At 44.3% G+C, this 24276-nt stretch carries 15 protein-coding genes, 1 pseudogene and 1 riboswitch; of the genes and pseudogenes, 12 read left to right on the top strand and 4 right to left on the bottom strand.

What is annotated here, in order from left to right:
• Positions 1–58: 58 nt before the first annotated feature.
• Positions 59–1339 carry a UDP-N-acetylglucosamine 1-carboxyvinyltransferase gene (gene murA / locus ABXS78_RS05080; RefSeq protein WP_095223684.1) on the bottom strand — a complete coding sequence of 427 codons (1281 nt, stop codon included), beginning with the start codon at positions 1337–1339 and terminating at the stop codon, positions 59–61.
• Between the two features lie 316 nt (positions 1340–1655).
• On the opposite strand from murA, the gene ABXS78_RS05085 reads away from it, so the two are divergent.
• Positions 1656–2297, top strand: coding sequence for a TVP38/TMEM64 family protein (locus ABXS78_RS05085; protein WP_366249194.1), 642 nt, complete (start codon positions 1656–1658; stop codon positions 2295–2297).
• Between the two features lie 458 nt (positions 2298–2755).
• Here ABXS78_RS05085 and dat read toward each other — a convergent pair whose 3' ends face one another.
• Positions 2756–3619 carry a D-amino-acid transaminase gene (dat, locus tag ABXS78_RS05090; protein ID WP_366249195.1) on the bottom strand — a complete coding sequence of 288 codons (864 nt, stop codon included), beginning with the start codon at positions 3617–3619 and terminating at the stop codon, positions 2756–2758.
• Between the two features lie 274 nt (positions 3620–3893).
• On the opposite strand from dat, the gene queG reads away from it, so the two are divergent.
• Positions 3894–5042 (top strand): tRNA epoxyqueuosine(34) reductase QueG, encoded by a 1149-nt coding sequence (gene queG, locus ABXS78_RS05095; protein ID WP_366249876.1) that lies wholly within the window; start codon positions 3894–3896, stop codon positions 5040–5042.
• Between the two features lie 178 nt (positions 5043–5220).
• Positions 5221–6045, top strand: coding sequence for a methyl-accepting chemotaxis protein (locus tag ABXS78_RS05100; RefSeq protein ID WP_366249196.1), 825 nt, complete (start codon positions 5221–5223; stop codon positions 6043–6045).
• A 26-nt stretch (positions 6046–6071) separates the two neighbouring features.
• On the opposite strand, the gene nfsA is transcribed toward ABXS78_RS05100, so the two are convergent.
• The gene (gene nfsA, locus ABXS78_RS05105) at positions 6072–6821 is read right to left on the bottom strand and encodes an oxygen-insensitive NADPH nitroreductase (protein ID WP_366249197.1); all 750 of its coding nucleotides are present in this window, start codon (positions 6819–6821) and stop codon (positions 6072–6074) included.
• Positions 6822–7066: 245 nt separating this feature from the next.
• Between nfsA and ABXS78_RS05110 the strand changes: the two genes are divergently transcribed.
• The 5 genes and pseudogenes from ABXS78_RS05110 to ABXS78_RS05130 all read left to right on the top strand — a co-directional run bounded on the left by ABXS78_RS05110 (position 7067) and on the right by ABXS78_RS05130 (position 12039).
• Complete coding sequence (locus ABXS78_RS05110) at positions 7067–7918, top strand: amidase domain-containing protein (RefSeq protein WP_366249198.1); 852 nt, start codon at positions 7067–7069, stop codon at positions 7916–7918.
• Between the two features lie 55 nt (positions 7919–7973).
• Positions 7974–8447 carry a tRNA (uridine(34)/cytosine(34)/5-carboxymethylaminomethyluridine(34)-2'-O)-methyltransferase TrmL gene (gene trmL / locus ABXS78_RS05115; RefSeq protein WP_095223691.1) on the top strand — a complete coding sequence of 158 codons (474 nt, stop codon included), beginning with the start codon at positions 7974–7976 and terminating at the stop codon, positions 8445–8447.
• 162 nt (positions 8448–8609) lie between these two features.
• A pseudogene (locus ABXS78_RS05120) lies at positions 8610–8813 on the top strand (helix-turn-helix transcriptional regulator); the annotation flags it as partial.
• A 71-nt stretch (positions 8814–8884) separates the two neighbouring features.
• A riboswitch (cyclic di-GMP riboswitch) is annotated at positions 8885–8970 on the top strand.
• Positions 8971–9024: 54 nt separating this feature from the next.
• Entirely contained in the window at positions 9025–10047 is a 1023-nt protein-coding gene (locus ABXS78_RS05125) for an HD domain-containing phosphohydrolase (protein WP_366249199.1), read from the top strand.
• 96 nt (positions 10048–10143) lie between these two features.
• Entirely contained in the window at positions 10144–12039 is a 1896-nt protein-coding gene (locus ABXS78_RS05130; RefSeq protein ID WP_366249877.1) for a PrkA family serine protein kinase, read from the top strand.
• Positions 12040–12079: 40 nt separating this feature from the next.
• Here the strand turns inward: ABXS78_RS05130 and ABXS78_RS05135 are convergent, their stop codons facing one another.
• Positions 12080–12850, bottom strand: coding sequence for a sulfite exporter TauE/SafE family protein (locus ABXS78_RS05135; RefSeq protein WP_366249200.1), 771 nt, complete (start codon positions 12848–12850; stop codon positions 12080–12082).
• Between the two features lie 106 nt (positions 12851–12956).
• On the opposite strand from ABXS78_RS05135, the gene ABXS78_RS05140 reads away from it, so the two are divergent.
• The 4 genes from ABXS78_RS05140 to odhB all read left to right on the top strand — a co-directional run bounded on the left by ABXS78_RS05140 (position 12957) and on the right by odhB (position 24188).
• A complete protein-coding gene (locus ABXS78_RS05140; protein WP_366249201.1) occupies positions 12957–13841 on the top strand; it encodes a LysR family transcriptional regulator in 885 nt (294 codons plus the stop codon).
• A gap of 157 nt (positions 13842–13998) precedes the next feature.
• Positions 13999–19773, top strand: a complete 5775-nt coding sequence (locus tag ABXS78_RS05145) for a lamin tail domain-containing protein (protein WP_366249202.1) — start codon at positions 13999–14001, stop codon at positions 19771–19773.
• A gap of 306 nt (positions 19774–20079) precedes the next feature.
• Positions 20080–22926 (top strand): 2-oxoglutarate dehydrogenase E1 component, encoded by a 2847-nt coding sequence (locus ABXS78_RS05150; RefSeq protein WP_366249203.1) that lies wholly within the window; start codon positions 20080–20082, stop codon positions 22924–22926.
• Entirely contained in the window at positions 22923–24188 is a 1266-nt protein-coding gene (odhB, locus tag ABXS78_RS05155; RefSeq protein ID WP_366249204.1) for a 2-oxoglutarate dehydrogenase complex dihydrolipoyllysine-residue succinyltransferase, read from the top strand. Before ABXS78_RS05150 ends, odhB begins: the two co-directional genes overlap by 4 nt.
• The last annotated feature ends 88 nt before the right edge of the window (positions 24189–24276 follow it).

Here is a 24276-nt window from a genome sequence, read left to right on the forward strand (position 1 = left end):
GCACGTTACAGCAATCATAAAAAAACCGCTCACCCCATCAAGGGGGGAGCGGTCGATGTTACATTTGAGTCTGATGCTCAGGCTGATGCAGCGTGATATCTGCACCAAGCTGTGTGAACAGCCCTACTATATCCTCATAACCACGCTGAATATGTTTGACATCCGTGATTTTGGTTACGCCATCAGCTGCTAGACCAGCCAAAATCAAGGAAGTACCAGCGCGAACGTCATGTGCTTTTACTGTTGCGCCCGTCAGCTTAGAAACACCATGAATCAAGATCTGATGATCAACCACTTCAATGTCAGCGCCAAGTTTCTTCAACTCCGCAACATGCCCATTACGGTTTGGATATACTTTGTCCAAAATCGTACTAGAGCCAGCTGCTAGAGTGAGCAGCGTAGTAAGCGGCTGCTGCAAATCAGTTGCGAGCTCCGGATACATGCCTGTCTGGATACGCGCACCTTGCAGGGCAGTTCCTGAAGCTGTCATCGAGTCATCGTCTTCTGTAATAGTCATACCTAGCTCGATCAGTTTGTTCGTACAGCTAGCCAAGTGCTCTGGAATGACATTTTTAACTGTAATCCGGCCATTCGTCACACCTGCAGCCATCAAAAATGCGCCAGCAATCAAACGATCCGGAATCACCGTGTGTTCAATTCCGCCATGAAGGGACTCAACGCCGTCAATCGTGATCTTCTCTGTGCCGGCTCCTTTGATTTTTGCTCCCATCAAGTTCAGGAGATTCGCTAAATCAACCACTTCCGGATCTTTTGCAGCGTTGTGCAGCGTAGTGCGTCCTTCTGCTTTAGCTGCTGCCAGCATAGCGTTGATGGTAGCACCTGATGTAATGACATCAAATGTAATCTCCGCACCGGTCAATTTCTCGCTAGTTACTTCATAATACTGCTGCTTGAAATCGAATGTCGCTCCAAGTGCAGAAAGAGCCTTCACATGCTGATCTATCGGGCGTGATCCAAAATCATCTCCGCCTGGATATCCGATTTGCACGGTCTTTACCTTGTGCAGCAAAGCTCCGACAAAATAATATGATGCACGGAAATCTGATGTTTTTGCTAAATCAAGTTTACCAGATGTTATATGTTTACCGGTAAGCTCATACGTGTTCTTCTCTTTTTCTTTCATATGCAAACCAATATCTTCGGCAAGCTCTTTTATCAATAAAATATCCCGGATAGCGGGAATATCATGAATTGTAATTGTCTCATCTGTCAAACAGCCTGCTACAACTAGTGCAAGCGCACTGTTTTTGGCACCCGGGATGGTAACTTCTCCGGTTAGCGGGCCGCTTTTTCTGACTTCAAACCATGCATTGTCCACTCTATTACGCTCCTTGTCTAATTACAGCTCTGAAAGTCAGAATCAAAGGAATAAAGAATAAAGGAATTACCCTAGCTTCTTTGTATTATCCAGTATTTCTGATAAGCCTTCAGCGCTTTTTATCTGCTCTCATATGCACATAAATTTCATTTTACCATTAATCAGCCAAGAAGTAGATAGGGAATAAGTATTCCTGTATGCAGTTTTTACCTTTATCTTCGAACCCCTAGGGTAAGAGCTTCATATACTAGCGGTAACAGACTTTTGTGCTACAATAAAAAGGACTGGACTATACCAAAGGAAAGGCAGGCTCATCATGAAAGGAAAAAAGGTTGTCAAGAGCACGGCTATCGCGCTGCTTGTACTTTTTCTGTTTTGGTTCGTCCGGGAACATATTAAACTGTCACCTGAGGATATCCAAGGGTGGATTGTCTCATTTGGGATCGTTTCTCCATTAATCTACATGGGAATCTATGCGGTCAAACCCGTCATTTTTTTCCCTTCCTCTGTATTATCGATTGCAGGCGGTTTAGCGTTCGGCTTTGTTAAGGGTACCATCTTCATTTTAATTGGTTCCGCGGGTGCTGCTATCGTCGCATATTTTCTAGCTCACTTTTTCTCCGCGCGGTTCGGGGATAAGGATTTAGGCGAAAGAGTGGAGAAAATCAAGCAGAAATTGCATGACGAAGGTTTCTTTTATGTATTGGTCATGCGGGTGCTGCCGGTTTTCAATTATGATTTGGTCAGTTATGTTGCCGGTCTGACACGTGTTAAATTCAAGCAATATATGGCCGCCAGTATATTAGGCGTGCTTCCGGGGACGATGACCTATGCACTTGTCGGGTCAAGTATCGTATCCTTAAACTATACGTATCTAGCTATTATTCTATTGATTATATTGATTTGTGCTCTCATAGGCTTCTGGAAAAGAGACAAGATAAAGGAAATACTGACATAAGACAGCTGAGGCTGTCTTTTTTATTTTAGGTGGAAAAAGTTTAGCTGTTATAGTTGAAAGAATATTCCGAATCGGGGCGGTGTGTGCAAGGAAGATCAAAAACAGTCACTACGACGCAGCATCCAGTACGTGAAGCAGGAAATTATATCGGCCATGATGATGGTGCAAAGCAGCAGATGGCAGCTGACTTTTGCACCACTTAACCCGAATTGGAACGCCAGTACAGCTTGTAGCTATTGAGCGCGATATCCGAGAGACAAAAACAGAGAAAGAGGCTGGGACAAATTTTAGCCATATAAAAAACCGAACTATATTGTAAATCTTCCTAAGAAAAATTTGCATAAGTTCGGTCATTTTGATTAGTTATCCATACTAGCGGAGTGTTCTGCCGAAGCGGCGCTCAAGAATAACATTCGGTTTTAAACAGTGGGAATTTAGTTATGTCCCAGTCTCTTTCTTCATGCAAATGCTGTAGCTTGGATTCCGCTTTCTTTTTCATAGGCACGCTGCAGAGCGCGCGTATTATCGCCCGGCGTCCCATCACCGATTTGTTTTCCCTCAATTTCAATAACAGGCATGATTTCACTTGTTGTACTGGTGATGAATACTTCATCTGCTTGAAGCAGCTGATCAGTTGTAAAGGCTGTTTCCTCCACCTGCAATCCTGTGTTCGGTGCAAGAGCCAATACTCTGCTCCGAACGCAGCCATGCAGGATGTTTTTCGCGGCTGGGTGCGTGAAAAGAATGTGATCCTTAATGATGAATACATTAGAAGATGAGCCCTCGGTAACTATGCCATCCTTGTGGAGAATAGCTTCAAAAGCTCCTTTATCCTTGGCAGTTTGCTTGGCTAATATATTCGGCAGTAGATTCAGGCTTTTGATATAGCATAGATCCCATCTGATATCGTCTGCCAAAATAGTGCGAACGCCTTTCTGAAGTAGAGAAACAGGTCTTTCACTAGGTTCGATATAAGCATAGAAATTACTTGGTACATCTGGGAAGCTATGCTCACGGGGGGCAGAACCGCGAGTGACTTGCAGATAAAGCTTTGCGTCCGTTTGAACGTCATTTTTCTCTGTCAGCTGGCCAAGAGAAGCAATCAAAGTATCTTTTGCAAATGGAACTTCCAGTCGAATCGCCTCTGCTGAACGATAAAGCCGTTCGATATGTTCCTCCAGCAAATCAAATGATCCTTGATATATACGGATGACCTCATAAACACCATCCCCGAATTGCAGTCCACGTTCTTCAAAAGGATACAAAAGTGATTCTTTCGTGATTATCCCATCTTGCGTCAACAAATAATCGTACAAGCTCATATCCATACCTCCCTCTTGTTAAAATCCAGTATAACAGAGGCGTAAACGGAAGCGAGAAAAAAATTTGTCGAATTATGTTTAGAATGTTGCGTGCGTGTAAAAACCTTGTTATACTACTTAACATACTATTTATAAACCGGGGTAATCATTTCGCTTTTCATGCACTTGTTAACTACCCCTGAGCCAACGCAGTGTCTCGTTTTAAACGTAACGAGGCATTGCGTTTTTACTATGTATATTAGGAAATAATGATAAAAAGAAAGGAGGCCGTATGATGGATACAGAACAGCTGAAGCAGGAGCTGATCGCCTACAGCAGGAAGATTGGTGTAGATAAAATCAGGTTTACGACAGCTGATGTCTTTCAGGAGCTGAAGGAAAGACTGAAACAGCAGCAGGAGAAAAATTATCAGTCAGGTTTTGAGAAGGGTACAATCGAGGAACGGACTGAACCGAAGAAGCTTATGCCTTCTGCTCAATCCATTATCGCAATTGCGCTCGCGTATCCTTCCAGACTGCCGAATGCACCAAAAAGTACGAAGGAAGAACCGCGCGGATTGTTCTGTAGGGCCTCCTGGGGAATGGATTACCATGAAGTGCTGCGCGACCGGATGAATAAGCTGACTGCGTTTCTTGCGGAAAGGGTGGAAGGATTCACCTATCGTTCAATGGTTGATACAGGAGAGTTATCCGACCGAGCTGTAGCGGAGCGGGCAGGTATCGGTTTCAGTGCCAAAAACAGCTTTGTCATTACACCTGAATTCGGATCGTATGTGTATCTTGGAGAAGTAATTACCAACATTCCATTTTTACCGGATGAAGCTGTAGAAGATAGCTGCGGAACATGCACAAAATGTATTGATTCCTGTCCAACAGGCGCGCTTGTCCAAGGCGGCCAGCTGAACGCACAGCGCTGTATCGCCTATCTTACTCAGACGAAAGATTTCCTGCCAGATGAGTTTCGTTCTAAAATTGGAAACCGTATCTATGGCTGTGATACATGCCAGCTTGTTTGTCCAAAGAACAAAGGCATGGATTTCCATCTTCACGAAGAGATGGAGCCAGATCCGGAAGTCGTGAAACCGCTGCTGAAACCCTTACTCAAGATGTCGAATAAAGAGTTTAAAGCGAAATTTGGTCTGATTTCTGGTTCTTGGCGCGGCAAGAAACCGATTCAGCGAAATGCAATACTGGCCATTGCGCATTATAAAACCACATCTGCTGTGCCGGATTTGATAGAGCTGATGGAACAAGATCCACGACCTGTCATTCGCGGAACAGCAGCTTGGGCAATTGGTAAGATTGGGTTGCCGGAAGGTTTTGATGCAGTTAGAAAAGCAATGGACAAGGAGCAGGACGAACAAGTACTTGAAGAAATGCGTAAAGGACTGCAGTTTGAAAAGGAATATGCAGAGGCACACTGAAAAAGGGGCATAAATATATGCTCCTTTTTTGTTTTCAAGGTTTAGCTATTTAAAAGACTGGGTATTTAATACCGAGATGGAATACAAGGATATTTTTTTGTGTTTTAAGTGGTATAAAATACCTAAAACTATTATCCTGATACTGTCAAATAAGTGTATAAGAAATGAAGGGATCAGAATGGAATTATTACATAGTTTAGTTGAGTCAGCAGAGGATCTGCAAAAAATGATCGGTACCGATACGATGATCGGAATTACAGATAGAGAAAAATTCTTAAGCTATCTGCCTACTGGAAAGGTGGATTTTGGAATACATGTAGGAAGTCCGATACCAGCCGGGGATAAAAACCTAGAAGCTGCATTAGCGGGTCGATATGGTTCGGTTTTATTACCTAAGGGAGTGTATGGTATTCCCCTGCATGCGAAGTCCTTTCCGATTCGGAGCGACAATAAAGAGGTTGTTGGCGCATTTGCAATTGCTATTCCACTGGATGCTCAAGAAAAAATGGAAGGTTACATTGGCAATCTGCGTCAAATAATTGATGGACTCCAGGATAAACTGCATACCGTTTCGGCTCATTCAGAAGAGCTAGCGGCCTCAAGCGAAGAGATTGCAGCACAATCTCAGGAATCCATGCTGCTGACAGAAACGACAGTTGGGTCAATAAGTGAGATTTCCCAAATCCAGCAGCAAACCAATATCCTGGGTTTGAATGCGTCGATTGAAGCAGCCCGAGCAGGGGAAGCTGGTGCAGGTTTTGCTGTAGTTGCAAGTGAAGTGAGGAAGCTGTCTTCCCAAACGACAGATGTTACGAAAAGTATGAGCATCTCACTGGAGAATATTAAAAATAATATTACAGCGCTATCAGGAAGTGTAGAGCAAATACGGAACGCATCTGGTGAGCAAGCAGATCTAGTCAACAACTTCAGCTTGCTTATCGACCAGCTCCATCACTTAGGTGAAGATATGGAGTCATTTTTTAAAACAATTACATCCTCATAAAATAAGGCCGCTGCAGCGGCCTTATTTTAATGCTTTGCCCAACCCTTCTGCGTAATGAAGTCCTTCATATATACACGTTTCGGGATACGAAGATTATCTGTCGTCTGCTCGGTCCAGGTTGTCTTCCGGCTATTTACAGTCCGATCCACATAATATGATTGAATAGTACGGTCATATTCCTCCAGCTGGGCATTCAGCATGCCTTTATCCACATTATATCTATTTTCATGATATACACTTCCGAACGGCAGCCGTGGTTTCTTTTCATTTACTTTCTCCGGATAACCGACGGCAATCCCGAACAGCGGCAATACATGTGCAGGTACGCCGAGGCTTGCAGAAACGCCTGCCAGATTATTTCGGAGCCCGCCTATGTAACAAATGCCCAATCCCATCGATTCTGCTGCAATGGCTAGATTTTGGGCGGCCAGTGAGGCGTCGATAGTACCGATCAGCAAAGCTTCCGTGCCTTGAATCGTTTCGGAAATATCGGCTCGCAAATTTTTAGCCATTTCCTTATGGCGGTAGAAATCAGCACAAAAAACAAAGAAGTGGCCATTATTAACGACGTACTCCTGGCTGCCAGCATATGTGCTAAGCTCCTTTTTCACTAAAGGATCGCTCACACCAATGATCGAATAGGCCTGGAGGAAGCTCGACGTGGATGCTGCTTGAGCAGCGGAGACAAGTTCCTTTATCTGTTCCTCTGTAAGGCGCTCGGTCGTAAATGATCTTACTGATTTGTGGCTAAGGATGGTTTGCAAAACATCAGACATCGTATTCTCCCCCTTTTTTATAAGGATACACAAATTTGTCACATTTGTAACTAAAAATGTTTGCGCTTTCATAAATAGAATCAGTCAAGCTGATGAAGCATATACTGTCATGATTCTACATACATACAAGTGAGGTGGGAGCATGGAGACATTCATGACTATTTTATCCGTATTCGTAGTAGGAGGCTTGCTCCTCCTGCGGGGATATGCCATGTCATATCGAAGGAAGAACAGGAGGGATAGAGATGGGGAAGAGTGAACAGCTGGCGGATTATTGGATGCAGGAAGTCGACGGGAAGAAAGCTGGGAATTGGCTCGTAAACCGAATTGCTTCCCATGAAAAGGATGGAGCGAAGGTTGCCCAGATTCGAGGAGAAGGAATAATCCTGAGCGAAGAGCATGATGGGGAAGAAGATATCATTACCTACCGCTTATGTGCAACTTTTCTCGTGCATAAGCAGCATGCTACGTATCATGAAGAAGAAGTGCATACACATATAGCACGTATGCGTGATGGGCAGATTATTCATGATGAGCGAGTAGAGGATGCTGTTCAGCCTCATGTCCAGGGACTTGTCGTCTATGAAAGCAATGATCAGGATTTTGACCGGCAATTCACCTACGACAGACGAGCGGCGGTTCAGTATGCCGAGCGATGGTGGAATGATTATAACCCTGCCTATAAGAAATTTGAAGTAGACTGTACAAATTACGTTTCCCAGTGCCTGCGGGCGGGCGGAGCACCAATGCGGGGAGAACCGGATCGGAATTCAGGATGGTGGTTTAATGGAGAAAATTGGAGCTATAGTTTTACAGTGGCGAATGCTTTGCGGTGGTATTTGAGCGGATCAAAACAAGGGTTACGAGGCAAGGAAGTAGCCGATGCAAGACTGCTGCGGCCTGGGGATGTGATTTGCTATGATTTTGAGGGTGATGGGAACTACAATCACAATACGATAGTGGTAGCCCGGAACGCGCAGGGTGAGCCATTGGTGAATGCTCATACTGCCAACAGCAGAATGCGTCATTGGGCTTACGTTGATTCCCCGGCATATACAAAGAACGTTGTATATAAATTTTTCCAGATTGGGCTATGATCTCTGCTATGCTATACTGGTAAGGTTGAAAGTAGAAAAGCAGAGGTGAAAGTATATGCCAAGACATATCGTACTATTCCAGCCAGAAATTCCAGCTAATACAGGGAACATTGCTCGTACCTGCCTTGCGACAGATACGGCTTTGCATCTGATTCGTCCGCTTGGTTTCTCGACGGATGACAAAATGCTGAGAAGATCAGGATTGGATTATTGGCATGACGTGGATATCCATTACTACGATAGTATAGAAGAGTTATATGAAAAATTTCCGGAAGGTGTCTTTTATTATATAGAAAACTTCGGTACCAAGCATTATTCAGATTATGATTTCAGTAACACAGATCAAGATCTGCTATTCGTTTTCGGACGGGAGTCGACTGGCATTCCAAAGGATTTGCTAGTAGGAAAAGAGGAGCAATGCCTTCGTATTCATATGACAGATAAAGTTCGATCTTTGAATCTGTCTAATACTGCTGCAATTATCATTTATGAAGCTCTTCGTCAGCAGGGCTTCGATGGGTTATCCTAAACTGCACCTTGTGTGCAGTTTATTTTTTATAGTTGTTTAGACATGGATGAAAGGGAGTAAATATAGTACTTTAACCTGTTTTATTTGGTAGCATTATACTAATGTCACTTATATCCGGTGGATTTACTGAGGTAACGAGGTATAATGGAGTGCATGAATAATATGAGAGATTACACGCTATTGCTTCGGGCATTTGGGGATAAGCTTCGATATCTGAGAAAAAAACAGATGCTGACACAGGAGGAATTGGCTGGCATGGCGGGTTTTAATCGATCGTACTACTCCGATATTGAAAACGGTAAGCGAAATATTTCTTTTGTGGGCATCAGTAAGTTGGCGATAGCACTGAATGTGGAAATGGTGGACCTTCTGCCAACAAAAGAGGACTATTATAAGCTGCTTGATTTGTCAGCAGAACACAACCAGGAAACAATTACATACATATACGGCAGCACTGTTGAAAGGCAGTTACGCAAAACTTGAGGGGCTAAGGAATGAGATTCTATGCCAGCCAGTTGCGAAAATGGATTCTCAGGCTGCCAGATGTGGCAGCTTTTTTTGAAAAAGGAGAATGAAATTGATCTTAAAACGTAAACGCATCCAAGATATACTACTAGGTGATTTTTTGGGCAGTGACATTGTTCTGGCAGACAAGACAAAACTGGATAAAGGAACAGTCATTACTGCAGCTTTACTGGAACGGCTGAAGCACAACAGAGTGCCGTCCGTCATCGTGGAAACGGCGGAAGAGGAAACTGCTGATCTATTCAGTAAGGCTGATCGTCTCCAGCAGATGATCCTGCAGCTGCAAGAGAAAGAAATGGATCATCAAGCAACATATAAGCGGAGTATGGAAAAGCATTTTTACACAAATCTATCTTATATCGCTTTTGAGTACCGCTATGGAAAACTGCTTTATGAGGAAGAAAGCATCCGTTTCTTGAAGGATTTGTATATCAAAAGCCTGAAGACGATGGGAAGAAGCAGTCTTTGGCATATGCTTGAGCAAAGAGATCCGTACGCTTTCATCCATTCCTTGGACGTTTTTGTGATCGGCACGATGCTCGCTTATCATATGAATGTCGTTCAGCTGGATCTTTGTGCAACAGGATATTTATTTCACGATATCGGCAAGCTTGATATACCTCGGGAAATTCTTGATAAAACAACGTCACTGACAAAAGAGGAATATGAGATTGTACAAACACATACGGTCAAAGGAGAGACACTCCTGCATCAGGCAGGTGAGCCTTTACTCGGCCGCTATGCGCGAAGTCATCACGAACGGCTGAATCGACAAGGCTATCCGGATGGTGCTTATTTGCCGGAACTAGGAGTGGATTTGCAAATATTAGCTGTCGTCGACACGTTTTCTGCTTTGACCCTTTCCCGCACTTATCGGGAAGTCCTTCCTGCAGCAGAAGCTATTCAGCTGATGCTGGAAATGTCGGAAGCATATCCAAAGAAAATAGTGAAGAAACTGGCACAGCTTATGCATATTTTCCCTAATGATAAGAAAACAATTCAGCTTGATGATGTCATGCTGGATAAATATACGAATGAATCGTATATGGAAATAGGATGGAAGCAGAAGCCGTAAGCGTCGTTTATGGATTTGCTGGCATGATAGCCAAACCCTGGGCATACATTAAGGTAATCGCCTTTTGTTTAACAATGCCTGGGAGGTTAATGAATGATGAATATATTGGATAAGGTACAGCAGTATCGCCAGGAACAAGAGAAGCTCCACTGGGAAGGAACGCTCGCTGATTATCTGCGTTTGTTGAAAGACCGGCCTTATCTTGCTCAATCTGCACATTCCCGTGTATATAATATGATCAAGCATAAAGGCATTGAAGAAGAAGATGGTGTGAAAAAATATAGCTTCTTCAAGGATGCATTATTCGGTTTGGAAGAACCGCTTGAAAAGCTGGTAGAAGAATACTTCCATCCGGCAGCTCGGAGACTGGATGTACGCAAACGGATTCTTCTGCTCATGGGACCGGTAAGCGGAGGGAAATCCACGCTCGTCAGCCTGCTCAAACGTGGGCTGGAGGAATATACACTGACAGATGAGGGTGCAGTTTATGCCATAAAAGGCTGCCCGATGCATGAGGATCCGCTCCATCTTATTCCTGCTCATCTTCGCAAGGAATTCGAGGACGAATATGGAATCCGGATTGAGGGGAATCTTTCCCCATTAAATCTAATGCGTCTGGAAGAAGAGTATGATGGAAGAATAGAAGATGTCATTGTTGAACGGATTTTCTTTTCCGAAGATAAACGATCAGGAATCGGTACATTTAGTCCTTCCGATCCAAAATCACAGGATATTGCCGACTTGACTGGTTCCATTGATTTCTCCACAATCGCGGAATATGGATCAGAATCGGATCCCAGGGCTTATCGCTTTGACGGAGAGCTCAACAAAGCCAATCGCGGCTTGATGGAATTTCAGGAAATGCTGAAATGCGACGAGAAGTTTCTTTGGCATTTGCTTTCATTGACGCAGGAAGGCAACTTCAAAGCCGGCCGCTTTGCGTTAATCAGTGCGGATGAATTAATCGTGGCGCACACGAACGAATCAGAGTATCGTTCATTTATTTCCAATAAGAAGAATGAAGCATTGCATTCCCGGATGATCGTCATGCCGGTTCCTTATAATCTTAAGGTGGATGAAGAAGAGAAAATCTATCAGAAGATGATCTCGGAAAGTGATATTAAGGATGTCCATATCGCACCGCACACACTGAAGATTGCTGCGATGTTCACAATTCTTACGAGATTGAAAGAATCGAACCAAGGCGGTATCAGCCTGCTGAAGAAAATGCATCTTTATAATGGGAAGCAGCTGGAAGGATTCAGCGACGCAGATATCCAGGAACTGAAAAAAGAACACAGCGATGAAGGGATGAGCGGCATTGATCCGCGCTATGTGATCAACCGAATTTCCAGTACGATCATTAAAAAGGAAATGCGTTCGATCAGTGCATTGGATGTACTTCGTTCCTTGAAGGATGGCCTTAGCAGTCATGCATCCATATCGAAAGAAGACCGCGAACGTTACTTGAACTACATCGCAGTAGCACGTAAGGAATATGATGAAATTGCGAAGAAAGAAGTACAGAAAGCATTCGTCTATTCTTATGAAGAATCAGCTAAAACATTGATGGATAACTATCTGGATAATGTAGAAGCTTATTGTAATAAGACAAAACTGCATGATCCGCTGACAGGGGAGGAAATGCCTTCTGATGAAAAGCTGATGCGTTCCATCGAGGAGCAAATTGGGATTTCGGAGAATGCGAAGAAAGCTTTCCGTGAAGAAATCCTTATCCGAATCTCGGCGTATGCACGTAAAGGGAAAAAGTTCGACTATCAATCCCATGAACGGCTTAGGGAAGCAATCCAGAAAAAGCTGTTTGCTGATCTGAAGGATGTAGTAAAGATCACAACGTCCACAAAAACGCCAGATGAGCAGCAGTTGAAGAAAATGAATGAAGTAGTCGCAACATTGATCGATGAATATGATTATAATTCCACATCGGCAAACGACCTGCTCCGCTATGTAGGAAGTTTGTTGAACAGATAATAGATAAGCCGCCGGGATCCCGGCGGCTTATTTATGTGATTTATGCAGATAATAGTAAGAAACCTGCAAATATCGGAAGCAATACCATCGCTGTCTTCAAGTAGACTGGACGAACACGTTTTGTGAATTTGGCTCCGACATAGGAACCGATCATCGTTCCTGCAACTACTTCCAATAGTAATTTGATATCAAGGAAACCGAGCTGTGCATAGCCGACTCCGCCAGCCAAGGCGATTGGAATAATGATCATCATCGTTGTGCCTGCTGATTGCTGCGCGGACAGTCCGAGCAGGATAAGCAGTCCAATTTGGATGAATGGAGCAGAACCTATACCGAACAATCCGGATAGTGCACCTGTAATAATACCGAGCAATGCAGCGGAAATGAAATAAACAAGTTTGTTCTGGTAGATGAATGCACTTACTGTATTTTCTTTGTTGGAAGGTTTGCCCATCAGCAAAAGACGAATACATAGAACTACACCCGATAATACGAGCATTCCGGCTGTAAGGTAATTCAGGATATCTTCCGGGATGATTCCGGAAAAATGAGAACTGATGAAGGCGCCAACTGCACCGAAAATACCAATGATCAAACCAGCCCGCAAAGTGACATTTCCTTCCCGGTAGTGACTGACTGCACCCGAGAATGATGAAAACAGCATTGATGTAAGAGCAGTGCCTAACGCTACGTGAATCGGGAAACCGAACAGCACTGTCAGGATGCTGATGATGAACCCAGATCCCCCGGCACCGACAAAGCCGACGATAAGACCCGCGGCAATCATGATAAGGATAATTTCAATAGCCATACTACTTCCCTCATTTCTTGTTGTACTTTTAGTTAACCATACTGAAATGGTATTGTATAATGCATAAATAACATATAAAACATGCAGGAAAGGTATGGTTTAGCTTATGGAATGGCAGCAGTTAGTTTATTTCAAGGAAGTAGCGGAGCGGGAGCACTATCTTCAGGCAGCAAAGGCTTTAGCCATCTCTCAGCCTGCCTTGAGCCGGTCGATTCAGAAGCTGGAGGAGCAACTGGGAGTCCAGCTTTTTGAGAAAAGGGGTCGAGGAATTGTTCGCAGCCTGTACGGGGAAGCTTTTTATATACATGCAGTCAAAATATTAGAAGAAATGGACAAGGCTGAAAAACACATACGGAAAATGAAGGATCCGCAGTATGGGGAAATTACGCTTGGATTTATGAGATCGCAGGGACTCCAGCATATCCCCCGACTGTTGAAGCAATATAAAGAGATATATCCTTCCGTCGAGTTCTCTCTGAACCAAGGCTCAACGGAAGAGCTGATCAACCAGTTAAGGGAAGGGAAGCTTGATTTATGTATCTGTAATATGGATCAAGGGGTAGAAGGGCTATCCTGGCGAAAGCTGTGGACAGATCAGCTTTATGTATATGTATCTGATACACACCCGCTCGCAAATGAAGAGCAGCTGGGATTAAAGCAGATAGAAGACGAGCCCTTTCTGCTTATTCGCCCAGGCTACAGTGCCCGGATGATGTTTGAACAGATAGTCGAAAAATATGGATTGGAACCGAAAGTGGCGTTCGAAAGTGAGGATATGATGACAATTCTGGGTTTTGTCGCGGCAGGACAGGGCATTGCCCTGCTTCCATCCTTGGAGGCACTTCATATGCATCATGTCAGAAGCATCCCGCTCATCGAACCGACAGAAAGGCAAATTGGTGTGGCTTGGCGCGAGGGAAGTGTACGATCTCCTGCAAGTGAGCATTTTATTGAACAGATTATCACGTACTCAACAAAATTTGGAGAATAAAGCGGCTTGATGTCGCTTTATTTTTTTCTGATTAACACTTTAGCATATTTTGTCGAAGTGTTATGACAACAATTTACAATCTCTTCATTGATCCTTAATACATAAACTCTAGAATGAATGCGGGGAGACAATCCCGATAAAAGATAGGGGGAGCTATATGAAGCGTTCATATCGAATGGCTGCTGGTCTCAGCGCATGTTTGCTGCTCATGCAGACAGTTGTACCCGCATCCATTCCAGCCGTAAATGCAGAGGAAAAGATTAGGGAAGAAAAGGTTTCTATCACAGAAGTCTACGGCAGCGAGAAACAAGGTGCTAATGGTTTATCTTTTATCGAAGTACATAATGGAACAAAAGAGGCGAAATCCTGGAAGGATCTTAACATCATATACACAACCGACCAGGAGCAAAAACTTACAGTTCAAGAACAAGAGGAGCAAATTCCGGCAGACGGCTATGCAGTACTTGCTCTGGACAAAGAGGCAACCGTCGAAGTTTTCAACAGTCATTTCGGTACGGAATTAACAGACGCAGCATTCACCACCGTGACAGACCCCTACATATTCACAGACGATGAACAGCAGCTTTCCATAACTGATACAACAACCGAGCAGACCTCCGTTTCTGTTTTCCATTTCCAAGACGTGGAGCAGGCAGAAAGTATCCACTTTGCTAATAATCAAGAGACACCCACCATCCTGGCAGCACCATCGCCAGGATCTGAAAAGATAGAGCAAGCTGAACAGGAAGAAACAGTGGAAGACTCGGAGCAGGAATCTCCTGAGGAAGATGTGAAGGAAGCACCTGCTGCAGAAGGACAAGAGTCTGTTCCAGCATCTGAGTCAGAGACGAAGGCCCAGGAACAAGAAGAACAAGCTGATGCTGAAGGTAAGGAACAGCCAGCTGAAGAGACCGAAGAGCAGACTGAAAAAGGTGAACAAGAGAAAGCAGCAGAAACGGATGAACCAGCCCAGGAGGAGCAACCTGAGCAGCCTGCACTCGTTCATGAAGCGATTACCAATGCCGATAGCAGCGAGGATCTTACTATCACTGCATCTATTGAAAACGGAAATGCAAATTCCGCAGTACTTACATATGTTACTGCTCCTGGAATGATCGAACGAAAGGTCGACATGACAGACAAAGGTGATGGCAATTGGGAAGCTGTCGTTCCGAAAGAGGTGCTATGGAGCCCGACGTTCCAATACAGCATTGATGTGGTTAGTGGAGATGCACCGCTCCGCTTTCCTGAAAGTGGATTTCAGAGCATACAAGTAGCAATTGCCGAGCCTGATCCGCAGACACAGCCGCCGGTCCTTATCACGGAAATCGTTCCAGACAGTGATAATATCAGCGGTGCTGATGCGTATGAATTCATCGAGGTTTATAACAACTCCGATCAATCGATGGATTTGAAGGATTATAAACTTTCCTATCAATATCCTGATGGAAGGCAGACAGATTGGGATATCGATCGATCTGTCACATTGGAGCCAAAGGGTAAGGTTGTCATCTGGATCAAGAATGGTGCGAACCAGTCACTTGGGCTAGCTGATTTTAACAGCCATTATCAGACTGATTTGACAGAAGACCAAATAATCGAAATTAACAATGATGGAATGGCAAATGGATCAGCTCGTACCATTGCATTCCAAACTGACAGCGGAGCACAGCTTGCAGCAGCAAGCTACAATGACTCAGAAGGAATCGATGATACGTTTCCAAATCAAGGAATCACGTACAAAGCTTCCGGTACCGCGCAAATGAAGAAGGTGGGATTGCAGCTGAACGCTTCACCTGGCGCTTTGATTGATGGACAAGTTCCAGCAGAAACCGTCAAGGTCGAAAAAGATGAAACAGCTCCGGAAATTAGTCATGAACCGGTGAAAACAGTTACCATTCCTGCACCGCTTCAAATTGAAGCTGCCATAAAGGAAGAGAATTTCATTCAGCATGTGACGCTTTATATCAAAAAAGAGGGAACGGATGAATTCGAGCAATATAGCATGCAGCACACAGGAGAACTATATAAAGCTGAAATTCCTACTGCTGAACTGGAAGCAGGAACGCTGGAATATTATATTGAAACATCCGATGGTTTCAACAGTTCCAAAACAGATACTTTTAAAGTGGAAGTGAAAAAGCCGGATACTGATTTTTCTGTGCTCCCTTCTTTATTAGTAACAGAATTGGTGCCCGATTCTTCTAATGTAAATGGAGCGGACGGATTTGAATTCATCGAAGTTTACAACAATACGACAGCTCCGGTCGATATGCAGGATTATGATTTGACGTATGTATATCCGGATACGAGAGTGACCGCTTGGAAGCCGGACGAAAGCCCAGTCATCCAGCCTGGGGAGACTGCTGTATTCTGGATTATCAACGGTTCCAATAATGATTTGACTGCTGATGATTTTAATAATAATTACAGCACGAATTTAACCCTCGGCGAAAACTTGTTCAAAGTACAGTCAGGCGGGATGGCAAATGGCGACCAGCGAGGAATCGGTGTAGCAACAAAGACTGGAAGTACAATTGCAATGGCAACGTATAACGAGGTGTCAGGCGTCAAAGACACTGTTGCCAATATGGGAATCAACTTCAAGTATCCGCTTGATGGCTCGACAAATATGTTGAAGCTGAATGCTGGTACCATACTGGGTACTCCTGGAACTGTCACTTCTGATCAAGTTCCCGGCGAACCTATTCAAGTGGAAGAAGATAGCGTAGCACCAGAAGTGAAGGATCTGACGGACAAAGATACCATCAATCAAACAGAAGATCTGCAGATCTTTGCTGAAGCTTCTGATGATAAAGCTGTCAAACGTGTATCCGTATTCTATCGTACTGATGACACCACAGATTATAAGAGAGTTGATTTAACCAAAAACGAACAGACAGGCTACTACCATCATACGGTTTACACACCAGAGCTGATTGCAAAGGACTATGTGGAATATTACGTGGCTGCAACAGATGGTTTCAATGAAACAAAAACAGAACCAAAGCGTGTCAGTATTGAACGCGATCAAAAAGAATCCAGCCCGCGTTTGAATGTGGAGGAAGGACAGCTCATTTCTGGAACATATAAGCTAAAAGCGACTTCTGATAACGCAGATCAAGAAACAGCATTGCTGATTGACGGAAAAGAAGTTGAGCAGACAAACAAAGCATTGGAAACAGAAGCTTATTTCGCATTTGATGTGAATGGAATCAATACGTATTTCCAAAATGCAGTTGTACAAGATGGGGAAGTGCTGCGTATATTCGATGACTGGATCGATACGTACACGACAATTACTGTTCCCGTTGACCCGGATACGCTGAAGGAAGGAAAGAATACAATCAGTATCCATGCCGGAAACAAAGCCTCTCCGTTCCAGCTTGAATCTCCGGAAAACCGGGATGACTTTGATGCGAAGAATGTCCGTCTTGTTTTAGGAGATGGAACTGTCTTGTATGATCCGGCGTTTGCAGATCCAAATCAAGTAATTGATATTGGAGATAACGGTAATTATCGTCCGGTTCAAGACTTTACTTTCACCATCCAGCCCGATAAATTCCAGGCAAATGCATATGAATGGGATACGACGAAAACAGAAGATGGTACACACACGATTGAAGCTAAGGATGGAGAAGCATCTGACAAAGTTTCCGTGACTGTTGACAATACTGTGCCAGTCATTGAAACAGCAATGGAAGATGGGAAATCGTACAAAGGACCATTCACGATTGATGCCAGTGCAGAAGATGCTTTGAGCGGTCTTGATAGGCTTACTGCAGAACTTGATGGAGAAGAAATTCAGCTTCCTTATGAGACTTCTTCTGCAGCCTTAGCTGCTGGCGATCATCAGCTTCTGCTGCGTGCAGTTGATAAAGCTGGAAATGAAGAGGTTCGTACAATTAATTTCTCTACTCCTGAAGAGCAGCCTGCAGCTCCAGAATTGATCAAACCGGAAGATGAAGCGGGTAATGTCGGGAAAAATCCGGAGCTTGAAGTCAAAGTGACAGATCCTACCGGAGATGATATGGACGTTACTTTCTATCAAGGACATAAATATAAAGTCAGCCAAGATAGTGAAATCAAAGCGTACAAGAATGCAGCCGATTACGAGCCGCCATCTGACTACGCGCCAGACGGGGAAGAAGCATTCAGCAGCGAGGATATCGATAAGGTTGCGGATGTAGATGACAAGTATTTAATTAACGACAGTGAGACGCAGTTCCCTTACCATCGATTTGAGGTTCCTGTTTCCAAGGATGTTGACGAAAAGAATGTCGTCGAAGTCAATTGGAGCGGTAATTCCCTGCCAGGACGCAAGGTTTCCATGTATGCGTGGAATCATCAGGAAGAAGATTGGCAGCTGATTGATTATAAAGTAGCAGGAGATGAGGACTTCGATTTGCAAGGATCCGTAAATGTCGATGCCTTTGTAAAAGACTACAAGATCAATGTCCTGATTCAAGATGAAATTGCAATTGAAGATGAAGATTATGATTATAGTTTCGTCTGGATGTCTGATACGCAGTATTATTCCGAGAGTTATCCGCATATTTACAACGAACAAGTGAATTGGATAGCGGAAAACAAAGACAAACTTAATATTGATTATGTAATGCATACTGGTGATTTGGTGAACTTCTCAGATCAGGAATATCAATGGGAAGTCGCAGATAAGGCGATGCAAGTATTGGATGACGCAGGGGTTCCTTACGGCGTCTTGGCCGGGAACCATGATGTGGAGCAGAAGAGTAATGACTATACAGATTACTACCGTTATTTCGGAGAGGATCGTTTCAAAGATAAACCTTGGTACGGCGGTTCTTATAAGAATAACAGAGGACATTATGATCTGATCTCCTCTAATGGCAATGACTATATTATGGTCTATCTTGGCTGGGGCATAGATGATGAAGGTATTGCATGGGCGGATGAGGTTCTTAAAGCACATCCGGATCGGAAGGCGATTCTGAACTTCCATGAATATTTGCTGTCATCTGGTAACCGTCATCCAGTGGGTGAAAAGCTCTATCAGGAGCTTGTTCTGGATAATGAAAATGTGTTCGCTGTCCTATGTGGCCACTATCATGCTGCAGACATGCTCGTGGATGAAATTGATGACGATGGCGATGGTGTAACCGATCGCAAAGTCTATCAAATGCTTGCCGATTACCAGGCAGGTCCTGAAGGCGGTCAAGGTTACATGCGCATCTTGCTCTTTGATGCAGAAACAGATCAAATCAAAGTAAAAACATACTCTCCATATATGGATGATTACAACTATTATGATGAGGATGAATTCCCGGGAACGGACGAGTTCTCTATCGGGCTTGAATTGGATGCTCAAAAGAAACGTGTAGCTACTAACTATGTAGAAGTGAATGTATTCGGCACGAAGGAAATAGGGAAAGCGGAAGATGTTAAAAGCGGAGAAACTGCTTCTGTTACATGGGATGGATTGACCTCTGACCATGAATATGCCTGGTATGCTGTCGCAGAGGATGCGCATGGCGGGAAGACGAAGTCCGATATTTGGACGTTCACTACTGGCGGGGGAGCGCCTGCCCCTGGAGACAATGGGAACGAACCGCCTGCAGAAAATCCACCAGGAGATGATGGAGACAGCGGGCAAGAAGATCCGATAATCGGCGGTGGAGAGAATCCACCTGAAGATACCGGAGAGAAACCTGATGGGAACAGTCAAAATGGAAATACGAATCTACCAGTGAATCAAACACAGCCTTCGGGTGACAATACAGCGAAGAATGTATCGCCTGTACCTGCAGATTCTAAAAAAGGGACACCATTCGGCGGGATTCTCCCTGATACTGCAAGTCAGCTGTTTAATTATTTGTTGGCTGGTGCTGCACTGCTTCTATTAGGCGGAACCTTGTATTGGTTTAATAAAAGAAGAACAGCAAATAAATAAAGCTGGAGGATAAATGGAAAATAACTATCCATTTATCCTTTTTTAATTTAAAAAAGCAATGTTTTTTTCTTGCTGAAACAAAAATGTAAAAACGCTTTCAAAATGATGATATTTATGAAAGGTATTTATATAAACCCTTATATATCAATGAAGAAAGCGTTTTAAAAAATTTCTTGTTTTAGTTGTAAGTTTCGTTTCGTTACGGTATATTGGGAGTGTGAAATCGCAACAAGCCACTTAAAAAAATTTCCAATTTCAAAGCCTTTGCTATTCTAAAAAAAGTTACTTCTATTGGGGGGAACAGTCGTGGGACAAAAGGAATCTAGCGAAAGATTCTGGGAGAACTTCCATGGACCGAATATGGGTTATGTGGAGGAGCAATACGACAATTACAGGCAAGATCCGGAATCAGTGGAAGCATCATTGAAGGAACTATTCGATACGTATGGAGAGCCGAGGGTGATGCGGCGTCAAGGGGAAGACGCGCCATCAACAGGAATGTCCGAAGCATCCATAAAGAAAATCACTGCGGCAATTCAGCTTGTAGAAGCAATTCGCCGCTATGGGCATCTGGAAGCAGATATCTACCCAGTAGGCGGAGAGCATACGGAAACTGCGGTACTGACCAAGATGGAGGATTTTCAGCTAACAGAATCTGATTTACGGGATATACCGGCAAGCTTTGTCTGGGAAGAGGCTCCGAATGATGTACATACGGCTTTGGAAGCCGTTCAGCTACTGAAGGAAAGGTATGCAGGCACTACTTCCTTCGAGTATGATCATGTCGGCAACCATGAAGAGCGCAAATGGCTTCAGGATCAGATTGAGACTGCATCCTATATTCCAGGGTGGAGTGAAGCCGATAAAAAAGAAATTTTGAAACGGCTTACAGACGTGGAAGGCTTCGAATCCTTCCTGGCGCGTACTTTCGTCGGTCAGAAACGTTTCTCCATCGAAGGTCTTGAAGCGATGGTTCCAATGCTGGATTCTATCATAAAAGAAGCGTGTCTCGCTGATACTGATGAAGTGATGCTTGGCATGGCGCATAGAGGAAGGCTATCTGTACTAGCACATGTATTAGGCAAGCCTTTCGATCTTATCTTCTCTGAATTCAATCACACAGGTGAGAAAGAGTTGCTTCCTTCAGAAGGTTCAAGAGGCCTGCATGGCGGCTGGACTGGTGATGTAAAATACCATTTCGGTGCTGTAGCGGAACACCATGAAGGTCAGGAAAAGCATACAACTATTACATTGGCTAACAACCCCTCCCACTTGGAATTTGTCAATCCGATCGTAGAAGGATTTACAAGAGCGGCCCAGGACAATACATCACAAGCAGGGTATCCGGATCAGGATCCGTCGAAAGCGCTTAGTATCCTTATCCATGGTGATGCTGCTTTCATTGGGGAAGGTGTTGTAGCTGAAACGCTTAACCTAGGGGATTTACCGGGATATACGACTGCTGGTTCGGTGCATATTATCGCAAACAACCAGGTTGGCTTCACAACAAATCGCCGCGATGGACGTTCTACCCGATACGCAAGTGATTTAGCGAAGGGTTTTGAAATTCCAATCGTTCATGTGAACGCTGACGACCCGCTTGCATGCGTGGCAGCAGCATCGCTTGCTTTCCGTTACCGCCAGCGTTTCCATAAGAGTATTCTGATTGATCTTGTAGGTTACCGTCGTTATGGTCATAACGAGATGGATGAGCCGCGTTCCACACAGCCGATCCTTTATCAGGATATCGATGCGCATGATACGGTGGCTAAAATCTTCTCTGCGAAACTGGAAGAAGAGAAAGTCATCACAGGAGAAGAAGGCTACGACTCTCTTAGTGCGCAAGTCGGTGAACATTTGAAGGATATCTTCCAGAATATGAAGGAAGAAGATGCGAAGGAAAAGCTGCCGAAACCAGAACCGGAAGCTTTGAAATGTGATCTGCCTGATATCCAAACTAGTGTCCCAGCAGATACTTTGTTCTCCCTTAATAGACAGCTACAGAAGAGACCGGAAGGATTCCAAGTCTTCAAGAAGTTGATAAAGATTATTTCTAAACGGCATCAGGCTTTCGAGGAAGAGGGGAAAGCAGACTGGGCTGTCGGTGAGATTCTGGCATATGCCAGCATTTTACAGGAAGGCACACCAATACGTCTGACTGGTCAGGATTCAGAACGGGGCACATTTGCCCACCGGCACGCGGTGCTGCACGATGTTGAAACAGATGCAACCTATTCTCCGCTGCATGGCTTGGATGAAGCAAAATCATTTGCCCTTCATAATAGTCCGCTGTCAGAGGCAGGCGTTATCGGCTTCGAATATGGCTATAGCGTACACAATCCGAATGCTTTTGTTCTTTGGGAAGCGCAATTCGGAGACTTTGCCAATACAGGACAGGTCCTATTCGATCAGTTTATCGCGGCTGGCCGTGCAAAATGGGGCGAAAAGTCCAATATGGCTATACTGCTGCCGCATGGATACGAAGGACAAGGACCGGAGCATTCCAGCGGCCGGGTAGAAAGATTCCTTCAGCTGGCAGCAGAGAATAATTTGATTATAGCGAATGTGACAAGTTCCGCTCAGCTGTTTCACCTGCTTCGCCGACAAGCGAAACTAGGGGGAAGAGAAGAGGCTCGACCTCTTGTGCTAATGACGCCGAAAAGCTTGATGCGAAGTGCTCGTCTGGCAAGTAAGCTGGAAGAATTCACTGAAGGAAGCTTTTCGTCGCTGCGTGTTCAGCCTAATAACGAGGCGACATCTGAAACAGCTAAAACACTTGTATTAGGAAGCGGAAAAGTGATGGTGGATCTGGAAGAAGCGATGGAAAAAGAAGCGGGTGCATTTGAAGAGCTTCATATCGTCCGTATAGAGCAGCTTTATCCATTCCCTTCCCAGAAAATCAAGCAAATTCTTGAAGACTACCCTTCTATCAAAGAAGTGAGATGGGTTCAGGAAGAACCGCGTAATATGGGAGCCTGGACATTCGTCCGCGAAAGAATTGAATCAATTCTTTCAGAAGGTCAAACACTTGAATATATCGGCCGTCCGGATCGTGCATCACCTGCAGTAGGAAAGCCTGCTGTACACAAAACAGAACAAAAGCAGATCATCAATCAAGCCTTAAAGCTGTCCAAGGGAGGAGTTAGCGTATGAAGGAACTGAAAGTACCAGAGCTGGCAGAATCAATTACAGAGGGAACGATTTCCGAGTGGTTAGTAAATCCAGGTGACCATGTTGAAAAAGGGGATCCGGTTCTCGAATTGGAAACAGATAAGGTAAATGTGGAAGTCAACGCGGAATATAGCGGTGTGGTAAAGGAACTGCTGAAGGAAGCAGGCGATGATGTAGAAGTAGGCGATATCATTGCTACAGTTGACGAGAATGGCGAAGCTGACGGTGAGGCAGACACATCTGCAGCAGAAGAGACGAAAGCAGAAGCGGCAGCTGTAGCAGAAGCTCCAGCTGAAGAGAAGAAGGAAGAGACAAAAGTCAAAGCAGCTGAACCCGCTGCATCCAATAAAAATACGCTGGCAACTCCGGCTGCTCGTAAACGTGCTCGTGAGTTAGGTATTAGCCTGGATGAGATTTCAGCACGTGATCCATTTGGCAGAGTTCGTCCGGAAGATGTCGAGGAAGCAGCGAAACCGAAAGAAAAACCTGCCAAGCAGGCAAAAGATGATAAACAAAAACAATCGGCAAAGACAGAATTCGAGAAACCTGTCGAGCGGATAAAAATGACTCGCCGTCGTCAAACGATTGCGAGCAGGCTGGTGGAAGCACAGCACACGTCGGCAATGCTGACTACTTTCAATGAAGTCGATATGACAGCAGTTATGCAGCTTCGCAGTGAACGTAAGGATAAATTCCTCGAAAAACATGATGTGAAGCTTGGGTTTATGTCCTTCTTTACGAAAGCAGTTGTCGGAGCATTGAAGGAATTCCCTTATATCAATGCAGAGATTCAGGGTAATGAAATCGTTCTGAAGAAATTCTACGATGTTGGTATCGCTGTATCTACTGACGATGGACTTGTCGTTCCAGTTGTGCGGGATGCAGATCGACTAGACTTTGCTGGCATTGAAAGCGAGATCTCCCGACTAGGTAAGAAAGCCCGTAACAAAGAGCTTAGCTTGGATGAACTGAACGGAGGTTCATTCACTATCACAAACGGTGGTATTTTCGGATCACTCGTTTCCACACCGATTTTGAACACACCGCAAGTAGGTATCCTGGGAATGCATACGATCCAAAAACGTCCAATCGCGATGCCGGATGATACAATCCAGATACGCCCGATGATGTACCTTGCATTATCTTACGATCATCGTATCGTCGATGGAAAAGATGCGGTACAGTTCCTTGTGCGTATCAAGCAATTGCTGGAAGATCCATACGATCTCCTTTTGGAAGGTTAAACTATAAAAACCGCCCTCGTTATGAGGGCGGTTTTTTGTGTGCTCTTTTTCTACATATCTTTCCTGCACCTGCACAAACTAACAAAAA

The sequence above is a fragment of the Terribacillus aidingensis genome (assembly GCF_040703035.1).
Taxonomy (GTDB): Bacteria; Bacillota; Bacilli; order Bacillales; family Amphibacillaceae; genus Terribacillus.

Coding starts and splice junctions, on each gene's coding strand:
- ABXS78_RS05140 (WP_366249201.1), top strand. CDS start 12,957: ATGGAATGGCAGCAGTTAGTTTATTTCAAGGAAGTAGCGGAGCGGGAG.
- ABXS78_RS05085 (WP_366249194.1), top strand. CDS start 1,656: ATGAAAGGAAAAAAGGTTGTCAAGAGCACGGCTATCGCGCTGCTTGTA.
- ABXS78_RS05130 (WP_366249877.1), top strand. CDS start 10,144: ATGAATATATTGGATAAGGTACAGCAGTATCGCCAGGAACAAGAGAAG.
- ABXS78_RS05135 (WP_366249200.1), bottom strand. CDS start 12,850: ATGGCTATTGAAATTATCCTTATCATGATTGCCGCGGGTCTTATCGTC.
- queG (WP_366249876.1), top strand. CDS start 3,894: ATGGATACAGAACAGCTGAAGCAGGAGCTGATCGCCTACAGCAGGAAG.
- ABXS78_RS05100 (WP_366249196.1), top strand. CDS start 5,221: ATGGAATTATTACATAGTTTAGTTGAGTCAGCAGAGGATCTGCAAAAA.
- ABXS78_RS05110 (WP_366249198.1), top strand. CDS start 7,067: ATGGGGAAGAGTGAACAGCTGGCGGATTATTGGATGCAGGAAGTCGAC.
- ABXS78_RS05145 (WP_366249202.1), top strand. CDS start 13,999: ATGAAGCGTTCATATCGAATGGCTGCTGGTCTCAGCGCATGTTTGCTG.
- dat (WP_366249195.1), bottom strand. CDS start 3,619: ATGAGCTTGTACGATTATTTGTTGACGCAAGATGGGATAATCACGAAA.
- nfsA (WP_366249197.1), bottom strand. CDS start 6,821: ATGTCTGATGTTTTGCAAACCATCCTTAGCCACAAATCAGTAAGATCA.
- odhB (WP_366249204.1), top strand. CDS start 22,923: ATGAAGGAACTGAAAGTACCAGAGCTGGCAGAATCAATTACAGAGGGA.
- trmL (WP_095223691.1), top strand. CDS start 7,974: ATGCCAAGACATATCGTACTATTCCAGCCAGAAATTCCAGCTAATACA.